The organism is Bradyrhizobium sp. HKCCYLR20261, from assembly GCF_051168435.1.
GTDB lineage: Bacteria > Pseudomonadota > Alphaproteobacteria > Rhizobiales > Xanthobacteraceae > Bradyrhizobium.
Genome location: NZ_JBNPUZ010000003.1, coordinates 414882 through 429596, shown reverse-complemented (window position 1 = coordinate 429596; position 14715 = coordinate 414882). Strand labels below are relative to the sequence as shown.

The window sequence follows — 14715 nt, the reverse complement described above, 5'->3', positions numbered from 1 at the left end:
GGGGTGTTCCGGGGCGGGGTGAACGATGGCCAAGAAGAAACGAGGCGATGCGCATGGTGGCGGTCACGGCTGGTTCGTGACCTTCGCCGACCTGATGGGGCTGCTGCTCGCCTTCTTCGTCATGCTGGTCGCGTTCTCGACCATGGACAACAACAAGCTGAAAGTCGTCGCCGGTTCGATGCGCGACGCCTTCGGCATGCAGACCGAGTCGCGCTACTCGGGCATCGTTGAATCCGACGGCTTGCCGACGCGCCCGAAGCTGAAGAACGCCGCCCATATCTCGCCGGAAGAAACCGCGCGCGATCCGAGCCCCGAGCAGGAGGAGCGCCAGCATACCAACGGCGCCAGGCTCAAGACCGACCGGCAGTTCGCGCTGGCCTCCGCCTCGCTGCGCCAGGCGCTGCAGGACATGCCGGAGATGACCGAAATCTCCAAGCACATCATGTTCGAGGAGACCAAGCAGGGTCTGAACCTCGAGATCGTCGACCAGGATGGCCGCTCGATGTTCGCCGACGGCTCCAAGGTGCCGTATGATCGCACCCGGCGCCTGATCGAGAAGCTGGCGGCGCCGCTCAAGGCAACGCCGCTGCGTGTGCAGATTACCGGACATACTGCTGCCGGCTTCGTCCCGTCCCGCAGCGATTACGGCGGCTTCGACCTGTCGGCCGATCGTGCCAATGCCGTCCGCCAGATCCTCGAGCGGGAAGGGCTGCCGCCGAGCCACATCTATGCGGTGTCCGGCAAGTCGGACACCCAGCCGCTGTTCCCTGACGACCCCTCGCTGGCCGCCAATCGTCGGGTCACGATCACCTTGATGCGGGAAGATCCGCCATTGCCGCCGGACCTCAAGCCGTAGCCGCACCGCGCCCGGCCGGGCAGCCGGGACAGACAGCCGGCCGGCGCGCCCTTGATTCGCCGCCAGCGGACCCGACATTGGCTCCGGCAACCTTGTCCTGCCGATCAACAGGCCGCGCTGCGTCAAAAGACATCTGTGTAGCGGTCGCTTCGCGTGCGGCCCTGGAACGAAGGTCTGCTACGGTAGAGACTTGACCTGCGGTCGGTCTGCGTCCACACGCGCCGGGCCAAACGGGAAAGATGCGTTCCAAGCGACATGACGGCCACCACGACACCGACCGAAGGACAGGAAACCGCGAGCACGTCGGGGTTCTGGGGGCTGACGCTGGGCAGCATCGGCGTCGTCTTCGGTGACATCGGCACCTCGCCGCTCTACGCGTTCCGCGAGGCGGCACATGGCGCTGCTCACGGGCAGCCGGTGTCGCGCATGATCGTGCTCGGCGTGCTCTCCCTGATCCTCTGGTCCCTCTTCATCGTTGTGACCGCGAAATATGTGCTGCTGCTGTTGCGGGCGGACAACAATGGCGAGGGCGGAACGCTGTCGCTGATGGCGCTCGGCCAGCGCGCGCTTGGCAGGCGCAGCCTGTTCCTGCTGTCGCTCGGCGTCGTGGGCGCCTCGATGTTCATCGGCGATTCGATGATCACGCCTGCGATCTCGGTGCTGTCAGCGGTGGAAGGCCTCAAGCTCGCGGCGCCGGCGCTCGAGCACTATGTCGTGCCGCTCACCGTCATGATCCTGGTCGTGCTGTTCGCGGTGCAGAGCAAGGGGACGGCGCGGGTGGCCTCCGCCTTCGGTCCCGTCATGGTCACGTGGTTCACGTGCCTTGCGGTGATGGGTCTCGTCCACATCAGCGATGACCCGTCCGTGCTCGCCGCGATCAATCCCTACTACGCGGTGCAGTTCCTGCTTTCGCATGGCACCGTCGGCCTGGTCACGCTGGGGGCGGTCTTTCTCGCCGTCACCGGTGGCGAAGCGCTGTATGCCGATCTCGGTCATTTCGGCCGCAAGCCGATCCAGTCGGCCTGGTTGTTCTTCGTCTTGCCGGCCCTGCTGATCAATTATTTCGGGCAGGGCGCGCTGGTGCTGTCGGATCCCAGCGCGATCGAGAACTCCTTCTATCGCATGGTGCCCGAGATCCTGCTGCTGCCGCTGGTGGTGCTCGCCACCGCCGCGACGGTCATCGCGAGCCAGGCCGTCATCACTGGCGCCTATTCGCTGGTGAGCCAGGCGGTCCAGCTCGGCCTGCTGCCCCGCTTCGAAGTGCGTTACACCTCCGAGAGCCACGCCGGGCAGATCTATCTGCCGCGCGTCAACCGGCTGCTGCTGATCGGCGTGATGCTGCTGGTGCTGCTGTTCAGGACGTCCAGCAATCTCGCCTCCGCCTATGGCATCGCGGTCTCCACCACCATGGTGGCCGACGGCATCATGGGCTTCGTCGTGATCTGGAAGCTGTGGAACCTGCGCGCCGCCGTTGCGGCCGCGATCATCGTCCCCTTCGTCGTGGTCGACACCAGCTTCTTCGCCGCGAACCTGCTCAAGCTCTTTGAAGGCGCCTGGGTGCCGTTGCTGTTCGGAGTCGTGATGGCGGTGACGATCTGGACCTGGCGGCGCGGCTCGGCGATCCTGATCCAGAAAACCCGCAAGATCGAGGTCCCGCTCGACGACCTCGTTGCGAGCCTGGAGAAGCGGCCGCCGCACATCGTCAAGGGCACGGCGGTGTTCCTCACCAGCGACCCGACCTCCGTGCCGACCGCCTTGCTGCACAACCTCAAGCACAACAAGGTGCTGCATGAGCACAACGTGATCCTGACCATCGAGACCGCCCAGACGCCGCGAGTCGACGTGTCGGAGCGGGTGCGCATGGAGAAGATCAGCGAGAAGTTCTCCAAGGTGCGGCTGCGCTTCGGCTTCATGGAGTCGCCGAACGTGCCGCGCGCGCTCGCGGTGGCGCGCAAGCTCGGCTGGCAGTTCGACATCATGTCGACGTCGTTCTTCGTCTCGCGCCGTTCGCTGAAGCCGTCATCGCAATCCGGCATGCCGGCGTGGCAGGATCACCTGTTCATCGGATTGAGCCGCTCCGCCAACGATGCCACGGACTACTTCCAGATTCCGACGGGACGGGTCGTGGAGGTTGGTACTCAGGTAACGATCTGAGCTGTTGGCGCATGGACTTCGGACAATGTATGCTGGATTGCATGGCTGATCCGCAATCTCGTCCGGTCCGCTGTCAAAGCTTGTCGCTATAAGCCGCGCGCTCTGCCAGTTGTGCAGTGAAGCATTAACAAGTCCTCGAGGGGGCTACCCATGACAGTTGAAGCCGCAGCTACGCCCGCGGAAACGCCGGCGACCAACGGTCATGGCGAGACCCATTCGACCGCCAGCTTCAGCGCACTCACGCTTGGCAGCATCGGCGTCGTCTATGGCGATATTGGAACCAGCCCGCTCTACGCGCTCCGCGAGGCCGTTGCGGCAGCCAGCAGCAGCGGCGATCCAGCGCCGCACGCCGTCATGGGCGTGATCTCGCTGATCCTGTGGGCGCTCGTGGTGGTGGTGACGCTCAAATACGTGGTCATTCTGTTGCGGGCGGACAACAATGGCGAGGGCGGTACGCTGGCGCTGATGGCGTTGGCCCAGCGCGGCGTCGCGCGCGGCGCCAGTGTCATCGTGCTGCTCGGCATCATCAGCGGCGCATTGTTCTATGGCGACGCCGTCATCACGCCGGCGCTGTCCGTGCTGTCGGCCATCGAAGGCATCAAGCTCGTCACCGCGGCGTTCGATCCTTACGTCGTGCCGCTGACCATCGTCATCCTGGTCGCGCTGTTCGCCGTCCAGGTGCGCGGCACCGCCAAGGTGGCGGCGTTCTTCGGCCCCATCATGCTGGCCTGGTTCCTGATCATCGGCATCGCCGCCTTGCCGCCGATCATGCGCCATCCCGAAGTGCTCTGGGCGATCAACCCGCTCAACGCCGTGACCTTCATGCTGCATCACGGCGTCATCGGCTTCATCACGCTCGGCGCAGTCTTCCTGGCTGTCACCGGCGCCGAGGCGCTCTATGCCGACCTCGGCCATTTCGGCAAGCGGCCGATCCAGACGGCCTGGCTGTTTATCGTGCTGCCGTCGCTGGCGCTGAACTATCTGGGGCAGGGCGCGCTGGTGATCGCCGATTCCAAGGCGATCGAGAATCCGTTCTTCCTGATGTTCCCGGACTGGGCCCTGATCCCGATGGTGGCGCTCGCGACGGTGGCGACCGTCATCGCCAGCCAGGCCGTGATCACCGGCGCCTATTCGCTGACCCGGCAGGCGATCCAGCTCGGCCTGCTGCCGCGCTTCGAGATCCGCCACACCTCGGAGGCGCATTCCGGCCAGATTTACATCCCCCGCATCAACAAGCTGCTGCTGCTGTCGGTGGTGTTGCTGGTGCTGCTGTTCAAATCGTCGAGCGCGCTGGCCTCCGCCTACGGCATCTCGGTCACCGGCACCATGGTGGTGACGGCGATGATGGGCTTCGTCGTGATCTGGAAGGTCTGGAAATGGTCGCCGTTCGCGGCGGCCGCGCTGATCGCGCCATTCCTGTTCCTGGATCTGACGTTCCTGTCGGCGAACCTTCTGAAGGTGTTCGAAGGCGGCTGGGTGCCGCTGGCGCTCGGCGGTTTCGTGATGACCTTGATGTACACGTGGCGTCGCGGCAGCCGGCTGCTGTTCGACAAGTCGCGCAAGCTGGAATTCCCGCTCGCCGACCTGGTCGCGATGCTCGAGAAGCGCCCGCCGCAGCGCGTGCCCGGTACTGCCGTGTTCCTGACCTCCGATCCGCTGAGCGCGCCGACCGCGCTGATGCACAGCCTGAAGCACTACAAGGTGCTGCACGAGAAAAACGTGATCCTGACGATCGAGACCGCGCCGACGCCGCGCATCGATCCCTCGGAGCGGGTCCGCCTGGAGCAGATCAGCCCGACCTTCTCCAAGGTCACCCTGCGCTTCGGCTTCATGGAGTCGCCGAACGTGCCGCGGGCGCTGGCGATCGCGCGCAAGCTCGGCTGGCAGTTCGACATCATGTCGACCTCGTTCTTCCTGTCGCGCCGCGCGCTGAAGCCGGCGGCGCATTCCGGCATGCCGCGCTGGCAGGATCACCTGTTCATCTCGATGAGCCGTTCCGCCAACGACGCGACGGACTATTTCCAGATCCCGAGCGGGCGCGTGGTCGAGGTCGGCACCCAGGTCACGATCTGACAGGTCACGATCTGACCGGATCGCTCCCGGCTCGGCGGCTGGCGCGTGCGCGGGACGGCTGCCGAACCGCTTGATTTTCGCGGCGTCTGGGGTGAGTTTGGCGCCTGTTCGGAGCCGTGTGCGGCTCCCTCGAAGGCTTGGAGGATGGGCGTGGCTGTTGTGCACGATTTGACCCCGCAGGACGTGGCCAAGGGGATCGCCGAAGGGCGAATTCTTCTGGTCGACGTGCGCGAGCCGAACGAAGTTGCTGCGGAAGCCTATCCCGACGGTGTCGTCGTTCCCCTGTCGGCCTTCGACCCGAAGCTCATCCCGGACCCCCAAGGCAAGGACGTCGTGTTCGCCTGCCGCTCGGGCAAGCGCTCGGTGACAGCCTCGCTCGCCGCGCAGGCGGCCGGGCTGCCCTATGACAAGCACCTTCAGGGCGGGATGCTGGGCTGGAAGGCGGCCGGTCTGCCAAGCAAGACCGGCGGCTGACGCGCGATCATGGTCTCGCAGAACAAGGTCTTCGCCGACCTGCCGGTCACCATTTTCGAGCAGATGTCGCAGCTCGCGCGCGACAACGACGCCATCAATCTGGGGCAGGGCTTTCCCGACGATCCGGGCCCGGAGGACATCCGCCGCGCCGCCGCGGACGCCGTCCTGAACGGCTACAACCAGTACCCGTCGATGATGGGCCTGCCGGAGCTGCGCCAGGCCATCGCCGCGCACTACAAGCACTGGCACAAGCTCGATCTCGACCCGATGAGCGAGGTCATGGTCACCTCGGGCGGGACCGAGGCGCTGACCTCGGCGATCCTGTCGGTGGTGGAGCCGGGTGATGAAGTCATCTGCTTCCAGCCGGTGTACGACTCCTATCTGCCGATCATCCGCCAGGCCGGCGGCATCCCGAAGCTGCTGCGGCTGGAGCCGCCGCATTGGCGGCTGTCGGAGGAGATGCTGCGCTCCGCATTCTCGCCGAAGACCAAGGCAGTGCTGTTCAACAACCCGCTCAACCCGGCGGCGGTGGTCTATCCGCGCGAGGATCTCGAGCTGCTGGCGCGCTTCTGCCAGGAGTTCGATGCGGTCGCGATCTGCGACGAGGTCTGGGAGCACGTGGTGTTCGACGGCCGCGAGCACATCCCGCTGATCACCATTCCCGGCATGCGCGACCGCACCATCAAGGTCGGCTCGGCAGGCAAGATCTTCTCGCTCACGGGGTGGAAGATCGGCTTCGTCTGCGCCGCGCCGCAGCTGCTGCGCGTCGCCGCCAAGGTGCATCAGTTCCTGACCTTCACGACCGCGCCGAACCTGCAGATGGCGGTGGCCTACGGCCTCGGCAAGTCCGACGACTACTTCGTCAACATGCGCGCCGAGCTGTCGCGCAGCCGCGACCGGCTCACGGCCGGGCTCGAGAGCCTCGGCTTTCCCGTGCTGAAGGCGCAAGGCACGTACTTCCTCACGGTCGACCTGTCGCCGCTCGGCCTCAACGAAACCGACGAGCAATTCTGCCGACGTATCGTTCACGACTACAAGGTGGCGGCGATTCCTGTGTCGGCGTTCTACGAGAAGGATGCGGTCACCTCCGTCGTCCGGTTCTGCTTCGCCAAGAAGGATGCCACGCTCGACACGGCGCTGGAGCGCCTGTCCGACGCCATTCACCGCCGCTAGGAGACGAAAGACATGATGCGCGGCCGCATTCGTATCGTGTTGGCTCTGGCCGCGCTGACGTTTTCGGTTGCGGCCAGCCGCGCCGAAGAGCGCGTCGTCAACTTCTACAACTGGTCGAACTACATGGCGCCGGGGGTCCTCGACGCCTTCACCAAAGAGACCGGGATCAAGGTCGTCTACGACACGTTCGATGCCAACGAGACCCTGGAGACGCGGCTGCTCGCCGGCAAGTCCGGCTACGACGTGGTCGTTCCCACCGCGTATTTCCTGCAGCGCCAGATCAAGGCCAAGATCTTCCAGCCGCTCGACAAGTCGAAGCTGCCGAACCTCGCCAATGCCTGGCCGGTCGTCACCGAGCGTCTGGCCGTCTACGATCCCGGCAACCAGTTCGCCGCCAACTACATGTGGGGCACGACCGGCATCGGCTACAACGTCAAGACGATCGAGAAGATCCTAGGACCTGGCGCGCGGATCGACAGCTGGGACATGGTGTTCAAGCCGGAGAACCTCGCCAAGTTCAAGGATTGCGGCGTCCACATGCTGGACTCTGCCGACGACATCTTTCCGGCGGCCCTGAACTACCTCGGTTTCGACCCGAACTCGACCAAGCAGGCGGATCTGGAAAAGGCGGCCGAGGTGGTCGGCAAGGTCGCGTCCTCCGTGCGGAAGTTTCATTCGTCGGAATACTTAAGCGCGCTCGCCACCGGCGAGATCTGCCTGGTCGTCGGCTGGTCCGGCGACATCATGCAGGCCAGGAGCCGCGCCGAGGAAGCGAAGAACGGCATCGAGATCGGCTACGCGATCCCGAGAGAGGGCGCGCAGATGTTCTTCGACAATTTTGCGATCCCCGCCGACGCCCAGCACGTGCCCGAAGCCTATGCGCTGATCAACTATCTCTACCGGCCGGAGGTCGCCGCCAAGAACTCGGATTTCCTGTCCTACGCCAACGGCAATCTGGCCAGCCAGAAGCTGATCGACCCGAAGATCCTCGGCGACAAGAACATCTATCCGGACGAGGCGACCTTGAAGAAGCTGTTCGTCATCACTGCCCGCGAGCCGGCCACGCAGCGGATCATCAATCGGCTCTGGACCAAGGTGAAGACGGGACGGTAGTCGTCACTATCGTCATTGCGAGCGAAGCGAAGCGAAGCAATCCAGGGCGGAGACCCCGACTCTGGATTGCTTCGTCGCGTTGCTCCTCGCAATGACGCCGGCGAGATTACGCCAGCCGGTGCATCGCACACAGCTTGTTGCCGTCGAGATCGCGCAAGTAAGCGAGATACAGCTTGCCAGTCGATCCTTGACGGACGCCGGGCGGATCCTCGCAGGTGGTGCCGCCGGCTTCCAGGCCCGCTGCGTGCCAGGCATCGACTTGCTCGGACGAACTGCAGGCATAGCCGATGGTGCCGCCGTTGGCCGGCGTCGCCGGCTGACCATTGATCGGCTTGGAGACCGAGAAGACGCCGGTCGGGGTGATGTAGAAAATCCGGTGGCCGTCGACCTTCGCGGGGCGGACGCCGAGCGTCCCCAGCAGCTTGTCGTAGAAGGCCTTGGCCTTGTCGAGGTCGTTGGTGCCGATCATGATGTGCGAAAACATCAGCGCTTATCCTCCCTGGAGATTCCGAACAGCGTGTCGGATACGGCGCCAAGGTAGCGAGCGTCGCTTCATGAGGTAAGAGTTTTCTTCAGATGGCTTGTTGACGGAAGATCGTACTACCGATCTTCTTCCTTGCGGTGGAATTTCACTGCGAGGGGGCTTACCGCCAGCGGCGGTGCAGCCAGAGCCATTGCTCCGGATATTCGCGCACCCAGCTCTCGACGACGTTGGTCACGGCCTGTGTCATGCCCTGAATGTCGATCTGCCCATTCGCATCGCGCACCGGCTTCACTTCCTCCGACAGCTCGGCTTGAAAGCGATTGCTCGGCAGGCGGATAATGCGCACGCCATGCACGGGACATTCGACCTGGCGCAACAGGCGGGCCAGCATCGGGTTGGCGCGGGTCTTGCGGCCGAAGAACGTCACCTCGACGCCGCCGGTCAGGTACTGATCGACCAGCATCGCGACGTGCTGCCCGTTCTTCAGCGCCTGGCCCAGCCGCAGCGGCGCGTCGCGGCCGGCGGGGATCAGCGTGCCCATCTTCACCTGGCGCATTTCCTGAATGATGCGATCGGCGGCGGCGATGTTCGGGCGGCGATAGAGGATCGCGGTGTCGAGCTTGTGGGCGACGGCGGCGAGCGCCGGCATTTCCCAATTGGCGAGGTGGCTCGCAAAGATCAGCGCCGGCTTGCCGTCGAGGCGGAGCTGATGAAACAGCTCGTGGGTGCGCGGCGTCAGCTCGATGCGGCTGCGCTCGGGATGCTCCTCGTCGTAGTCCCAGATCTTGTCGAGATGCGCGAACTCGGCGCCGACGCGGCCGAGATTGTCCCAGACGCCAGCGAGAATCCGCTCGATCTCCTCGGGCGATTTCTCGGGGAAGGCCTTGGTGAGATTGTCGCGGCCGATGCGCTGCTCGCGAAGCTTCGGGCCGATCCACTGCGCGATGCGTGCGAAGCGGTCGGCCGTCTTCTGCGGATCGAAATAGCGCGTGGTCTTGAGCATGCCGACCGTCAGCGCGCCGACGGCCGAGGACCCGAGCGACTTCACCTTCTGGCGGATGACGAGCTTGGTCCGGAGGGGAATGAGACTCATCGATGCGACAGGCGGATCAGGCCGGTTCGCGGGTCAAAATCAGCGAGGCGTTCTGGCCGCCGAAGCCGAACGAGTTCGACATCACGGCGGTGACCCGCGCCTCGCGGGCCTTGTTGCCGACGACGTCGAACAGGATCGCGGGGTCCGGGATGTCGTAGTTGATGGTCGGCGGGATCAGTTGATGCTCGAGCGTGAGCAGCGAGATGATCGCCTCGACGGCGCCGGCGGCCGAAATGGTGTGACCCACCATCGACTTGTTGGACGACACCGGGATCTTGCCGGTGTGCTCGCCGAACACGGCGGAGACGCCGACATATTCCATCTTGTCGTTCTCGGGCGTCGCGGTGCCGTGGGCGTTGATGTGGTCGATCTGCTCCGGCGCCATGCCGGCGTCGGCCAGCGCCTTGCGGATGCAGCCGATGATCGGCTTGCCGTCCGGCGACGAGCGGGTGCGGTGGAACGAGTCGGTGAGCTCGCCGCAGCCGGCGACGACGCCGAGGATCTTGGCGCCACGCGCCACGGCCGCATCGTAGCTCTCCAGCACCAGCGCACCGGCGCCTTCGGCCATGACGAAGCCGTCGCGGTTCTTGGAGAACGGCTTGGAGGCGGCCTGCGGCGGATCGTTCTGCGTCGACAGCGCCGACAGCAGCGAGAAGCGCACCAGGCCTTCCGGATTGACCGAGCCTTCGGTGGCCGCGCACAGCGCCACGTCGGTCTCGCCGCGGCGGATGGCCTCGACGCCGAGCTGGATCGCGGTGGCGCCGGAGGCGCAGGCGGTCGACAGCGAGATCGGCGAGCCCTTGGTGCCGAACGTGTCCGACAGCGAATCCGCCACCGAGCCGAACAGGAAGCGGTGGTGATAGTTGACGAACTTGCCGCCGCCGCAGACCTTCAGGAGGTCGTCATAGGTGAACTGCGTGCCGCCGACCTCATGCGCGAGCTCGAGGCGCTGAGGCCACTCGATTTCGACCGGCGCGACGGCGAGAAACAGCGGGCCCGGGAAGTCGCCCTTCGAGCCGATGCCGGCCTGCGCGATCGCTTCCTCGACGGCCATGTGGCCGAGCCGCTCGGACAGGCCGGTCGAGGTGAACGGCGCCACCGGCACGAAGTCGACCGTGCCGGCCATCGTCGTCTTCAGCCCGTCGATGGGAAAGCGGGTGATGGTGCGGATGCCGGACTCGCCGGCCACCAGCTTGGTCCAATTGTCGGACTTGCCCGCACCCAGCGAGGTGACGATGCCCATGCCCGTCACGACCACGACGGGGCGTCCAAACTTGTCGCGTACACTCATGATGTCCCCCGTCGCGTCGTCAGCCGCGCGCCGCGTTCACTTGACAGCTTCGACCAAGGCCATGCCTTCGCCGCGGTAATGGCCGGCGCCGACCACCACGATCTGGGTCGGAGCCTCCTTCATCTCGCTCTCGACGCCGGACGTGTCGCCGGGCGCGAACAGCGCGCCGCGCGAGATCGACAAAGCGGCGAGCGCCAGATCGAGCGCGAAATGCGCCTCCATCGTATGGCCGAAGCGGGTGCCGCTCGATCGCACGGCGAAGGCCTTGTGATGATCGAGGAACGCACGCTCCTCAGACGTCACGGGCTCGGCGCCGGTGGCGCCGGTGATGATCGCGCCGGGCGCGTCGTGCACGTCGAGCGCCGACCAGAGACGGTCGAGCGTGCCGGTCACGGCGCCAGCTTCCTTGCGGCGGGCGCGGTCGGCGACGACCTTGCTCAGCCGCGCCAGCGGCTTGGCGCCACGGGCTTCGGCATGCGGCTTGGACTCGAGCACCAGGAAGGCGCCGGCCGAGCCGAGCGCGAAACCCGGATGCTCCTGGCGCGCCCACACCGGCTTGAACTCGTTCTTGAGATTGTAGTCGCCGAACTCGTAGAGCACGAGCAGGTCCTTGCGCTCGCCATTATGCGAGCCGCCAACCAGCGCGATGTCGCTCTGGCCGCCCGCGATGCGGGCCAGCGCGATCTTGAACGCGTCGACACCAGCGACTTCCTCGCCCATGAAGGTGCGCGACGTCCCGCAGACGCCGTGCGAGATCGCGATATTGCCGGCGAGCAGGTTGGAGAGCTGCGCCAGGAACAGCGTCGGGCGCAGATCGCTCATCAGCCGGTCGTTGAGGAAGCCCGGCGTGCAGTTGCCTTCCGCCTCGGCGTTGAGAATTGCGGTGTCGACCGAGATGTCGCGCTCGCCGCCGCCGGCGGCGACGATCATGTCCATCCGGGACAGGATGTCCTTGTTGCCCTTGAGGCCAGCCGAATCCAGCGCGAGCCCGGCGGCGTAGGTGCCGATGCGCTGCCACGCCTCCATCTGGCGCTGTTCCTTCTTGGGAATCTGCGCCTCGAGATTCACTTTCGCCCAGGGATGCACGATGTAGGGCGCGAAGCCCTTCTCATCGACATTGATCTGGCCGGCGTTGAGAGCCTCCCAGTTCGCATCGAGGCCCTCGCCGAGCGAGGTCGCAAGGCCGATGCCGGTGATCCAGACTTCGACGGGGGCTGATGTCACGGAAGGCGTCTCACTCATCGCTGCAGGATCTGTTGCGGAAAACCGACGCGCTCGGCGACGGCGTCCATGTGTCCGCGCAGCTCCGGATTGGGGAAGGGGACGTGGCTGAACGTGATGGTCGCGTTCGAGCGCAGCTTGCCGCCGACCTTCACGCGCGCCTCGGTGATGGCGTAGCCGGAGCCCTCATGCAGCACGTTGGCCTCGACGGTCAGCACCTCGCCCGGCTGCACGAAGCCGCGCATCTTGGCTTCCTTCACCGCGGCAAGGAACGGCATCCGCTCGAACTTCATCAGCGCGAGCAACAGCCAGCCGGAGGTCTGCGCCATCGACTCGATCAGCAGAACGCCGGGCATGATCGGATAGCCCGGAAAATGCCCTTCGAAGATCGTGCTCTCGGTGGGAACCTTGGCTTCGACGGTGATGGTCTTCTCGTCCAGCTTGAGGTCGAGAATGCGGTCGATCAGCAGGAAGTATTCGATCTGCATGGCGGGCGCTCAGGCGCCCTTGGCGGCGACCAGCTCGTCGATGCGGGCGCACAGGTTCTTGAGCACGAAATACTGCTCGGTGCTGGCCTTGCCGTCGTTGACTTCCTGCGTCCACTTCTCGAGCGGCAGCTTGATGCCGAAGGCCTTGTCGATCGCGAAGGCGATGTCGAGGAAATCGAGGCTGTCGATGCCCAGATCGTCGATGGCGTGGCTATCCGGCGTGATCGTGTCGCGCGGGATGTCGCAGGTTTCAGCGATGATCGTGGCGACCTGATCGAATGTTGAGGACATCACTAAGCCTTTGATATTTTGGAGCTAATCCGGAGAAGGGCAACGAGGGGACACCGCCCCGGGGGCGTCTGATGCGAGCCCTTTTACCCCCGTCGCCCAGGAGTCGTGTGCCCGTATATCGGAGCGCCGCGGTGAGTTCAATGGAGCCGGGCGCGCGGGTTGTGGCGGGATTGTGATGCCCTGTCGGGAGGTCGGAGGCGCCCGTCAGGGCGTGTAGGTCTCGGTGATGATCCGGGCGCAGTCGCGCCGTCCGGTGAGCAGGCAGTCCTGGGTCTTGCGCAGATCGGCGATGCTCATCGCCAGCCAGATTCCGATCGCGGTCAGCGCGATGGTGAAGGCGATAGCGGCGATATTGGCCAGGATGCGATGGCGGAAATCGTCCGGCTCCTCGCGGGGCCGCTCGTAGCGGGACAGGTCGAGGGCAGCCGGTTCGGGCCGCCGCAGCGGCACGGGGGGATTCATGGGCGGACTGCCGCCCTCGGCGACGCGCCGCGCCGGGCCATTGCGGGGCCGGAACGGCACCACGCGATGCTCTTCCTCCGCTGCAATGGGGCGCTGGGACTTCATGCCTCGACTCCGATGCTGTTTCTTAGCACGCGGGCACAACCTCTCACAAAGAAACTTTGCCACGATTGAGCTGCATCAGCAAAGCCTCTCACTCTGTAGATGCGATCCCTGGAACCAGTCGGGAATTGCTTCGCAGGAGGCGCTGCAAGGCCAGGGCGGACGTGGCATATTGCCGGTCGTTCATCGGAGCTGACGCATGGCGAATATGAGAGAGCCGCTGCTGCATCCCATTCCAATCCTGTCGCTGCGGCCGACGCAGATGACGGTCGGCATGCGCGAGGTGATGGAGAAGCGGGAGCGCTGGCGCGCGCACAAGGCCAAGAAGAGGGCCGAGCTGCTCGGCAAGCACATGATCCCGGTCGTGCTCGGGCCGGACAGGCGGCACTACGTCGTCGACCATCATCATCTGACCCGCGCGCTGCACGACGAGGGCGTCAAGGACGTGCTCGTCACCGTGATCGGCGACCTCTCGATGGTCGATCCCGACGGCTTCTGGAACGTGATGGACAACAAGCGCTGGGTCTATCCCTATGACGCCAAGGGCGAGCGGCGGCCATTCAAGGACTTGCCGAAGAGCGTGGCGGACCTGAAGGACGATCCGTACCGCAGCCTCGCCGGCGAGTTGCGCCGCGCCGGCGGCTTTGCCAAGGACACCACGCCGTTCAGCGAGTTCCTGTGGGCGGATTTCCTGCGCCGCAAGGTCAAGCGCAAGACCGTCGAGGAGCGCTTCGAGGCGGCCATGGAGCACGCGCTGGCGTTCGCCAAGAGCCATGACGCGGTCTACCTGCCGGGCTGGTGCGGCCCGGCCGCGGACGACTGATCGATCACTTCGCCTTCGGCAGCCTCCCCATCAGGTAGAACTCGTCATTGGGGCGCATGCCCGTGACGTTGGCCAGCCGGTTCGACAGCGCGAAGAAGGCCGCGATCGCGGCGATGTCCCAGATGTCGTCGTCGCTGAAGCCCTGCTCCGCAAGCGCCTTGAAGTCGGCATCGCCGACGGTCTGCGCCTGAAGCGCGACCTTCATCGCGAAATCGAGCATCGCGCGCTGGCGCGGAGTGATATCCGCCTTGCGGTAGTTGATCGCGATCTGGTCGGCGATCAGGGGATTCTTGGCGCGGATGCGCAGGATCGCGCCGTGCGCGATCACGCAATACTGGCACTGGTTGGCGCTCGACGTCGCCACCACGATCATCTCGCGCTCGGCCTTGGTCAGGCCGCCGTCCTTGTCCATGAGCGCGTCGTGATAGGCGAAGAAGGCGCGGAACTCGTCGGGCCGGTGCGCCAGGGTGAGGAACACGTTGGGCACGAAGCCGCTCTTCTCCTGCACCCCTAACAGGCGGGTGCGGATGTCCTCCGGCAGCGCGTCGATCGCGGGGACGGGGAAGCGGCTGATGGCGGGCTGGGTCATGGGCGATGGGTCCGGCGTGGCGTTGGGG

Annotated in this window: 15 protein-coding genes; 7 read left to right on the top strand and 8 right to left on the bottom strand. The window is 65.4% G+C overall.

Going from position 1 to position 14715, the window contains the following annotated elements; translation table 11 throughout:
* Nucleotides 1–25 precede the first annotated feature (25 nt).
* The 6 genes from ACQR1L_RS09165 to ACQR1L_RS09140 all read left to right on the top strand — a co-directional run bounded on the left by ACQR1L_RS09165 (nt 26) and on the right by ACQR1L_RS09140 (nt 7843).
* A complete protein-coding gene (locus ACQR1L_RS09165) occupies nt 26–856 on the top strand; it encodes a flagellar motor protein MotB (protein WP_434857626.1) in 831 nt (276 codons plus the stop codon).
* A 255-nt stretch (nt 857–1111) separates the two neighbouring features.
* Entirely contained in the window at nt 1112–3010 is a 1899-nt protein-coding gene (locus ACQR1L_RS09160) for a potassium transporter Kup (RefSeq protein WP_434857625.1), read from the top strand.
* Between the two features lie 150 nt (nt 3011–3160).
* Nucleotides 3161–5083, top strand: coding sequence for a potassium transporter Kup (locus tag ACQR1L_RS09155; RefSeq protein ID WP_434857624.1), 1923 nt, complete (start codon nt 3161–3163; stop codon nt 5081–5083).
* A 144-nt stretch (nt 5084–5227) separates the two neighbouring features.
* Nucleotides 5228–5557: a rhodanese-like domain-containing protein gene (locus tag ACQR1L_RS09150; protein WP_315720728.1), complete on the top strand. Its 330-nt coding sequence runs from the start codon at nt 5228–5230 to the stop codon at nt 5555–5557.
* Between the two features lie 9 nt (nt 5558–5566).
* Complete coding sequence (locus ACQR1L_RS09145; protein WP_434857623.1) at nt 5567–6730, top strand: aminotransferase; 1164 nt, start codon at nt 5567–5569, stop codon at nt 6728–6730.
* 12 nt (nt 6731–6742) lie between these two features.
* A complete protein-coding gene (locus ACQR1L_RS09140; RefSeq protein ID WP_434857622.1) occupies nt 6743–7843 on the top strand; it encodes a polyamine ABC transporter substrate-binding protein in 1101 nt (366 codons plus the stop codon).
* A 106-nt stretch (nt 7844–7949) separates the two neighbouring features.
* Here the strand turns inward: ACQR1L_RS09140 and ACQR1L_RS09135 are convergent, their stop codons facing one another.
* The 7 genes from ACQR1L_RS09135 to ACQR1L_RS09105 form a co-directional block, all read right to left on the bottom strand.
* Nucleotides 7950–8327, bottom strand: a complete 378-nt coding sequence (locus ACQR1L_RS09135; protein WP_434857621.1) for a VOC family protein — start codon at nt 8325–8327, stop codon at nt 7950–7952.
* A gap of 160 nt (nt 8328–8487) precedes the next feature.
* Nucleotides 8488–9420 carry a lipid A biosynthesis lauroyl acyltransferase gene (locus ACQR1L_RS09130; protein ID WP_434857620.1) on the bottom strand — a complete coding sequence of 311 codons (933 nt, stop codon included), beginning with the start codon at nt 9418–9420 and terminating at the stop codon, nt 8488–8490.
* Between the two features lie 16 nt (nt 9421–9436).
* Complete coding sequence (locus ACQR1L_RS09125) at nt 9437–10711, bottom strand: beta-ketoacyl-ACP synthase (RefSeq protein WP_434857619.1); 1275 nt, start codon at nt 10709–10711, stop codon at nt 9437–9439.
* 36 nt (nt 10712–10747) lie between these two features.
* Nucleotides 10748–11953 carry a beta-ketoacyl-ACP synthase gene (locus tag ACQR1L_RS09120; protein WP_434857618.1) on the bottom strand — a complete coding sequence of 402 codons (1206 nt, stop codon included), beginning with the start codon at nt 11951–11953 and terminating at the stop codon, nt 10748–10750.
* Nucleotides 11950–12420: a 3-hydroxyacyl-ACP dehydratase FabZ family protein gene (locus tag ACQR1L_RS09115; RefSeq protein ID WP_009028705.1), complete on the bottom strand. Its 471-nt coding sequence runs from the start codon at nt 12418–12420 to the stop codon at nt 11950–11952. Before ACQR1L_RS09115 ends, ACQR1L_RS09120 begins: the two co-directional genes overlap by 4 nt.
* A 9-nt stretch (nt 12421–12429) precedes the next feature.
* The gene (locus tag ACQR1L_RS09110; protein WP_006609130.1) at nt 12430–12711 is read right to left on the bottom strand and encodes an acyl carrier protein; all 282 of its coding nucleotides are present in this window, start codon (nt 12709–12711) and stop codon (nt 12430–12432) included.
* A 204-nt stretch (nt 12712–12915) separates the two neighbouring features.
* On the bottom strand, nt 12916–13278 hold the full coding sequence (locus ACQR1L_RS09105) for a hypothetical protein (RefSeq protein ID WP_434857617.1): 363 nt from the start codon (nt 13276–13278) through the stop codon (nt 12916–12918).
* Between the two features lie 196 nt (nt 13279–13474).
* Between ACQR1L_RS09105 and ACQR1L_RS09100 the strand changes: the two genes are divergently transcribed.
* Entirely contained in the window at nt 13475–14098 is a 624-nt protein-coding gene (locus ACQR1L_RS09100; protein ID WP_434857616.1) for a ParB-like protein, read from the top strand.
* 4 nt (nt 14099–14102) lie between these two features.
* Here ACQR1L_RS09100 and ACQR1L_RS09095 read toward each other — a convergent pair whose 3' ends face one another.
* On the bottom strand, nt 14103–14687 hold the full coding sequence (locus tag ACQR1L_RS09095) for a peroxidase-related enzyme (protein ID WP_434857615.1): 585 nt from the start codon (nt 14685–14687) through the stop codon (nt 14103–14105).
* Nucleotides 14688–14715: the final 28 nt, after the last annotated feature.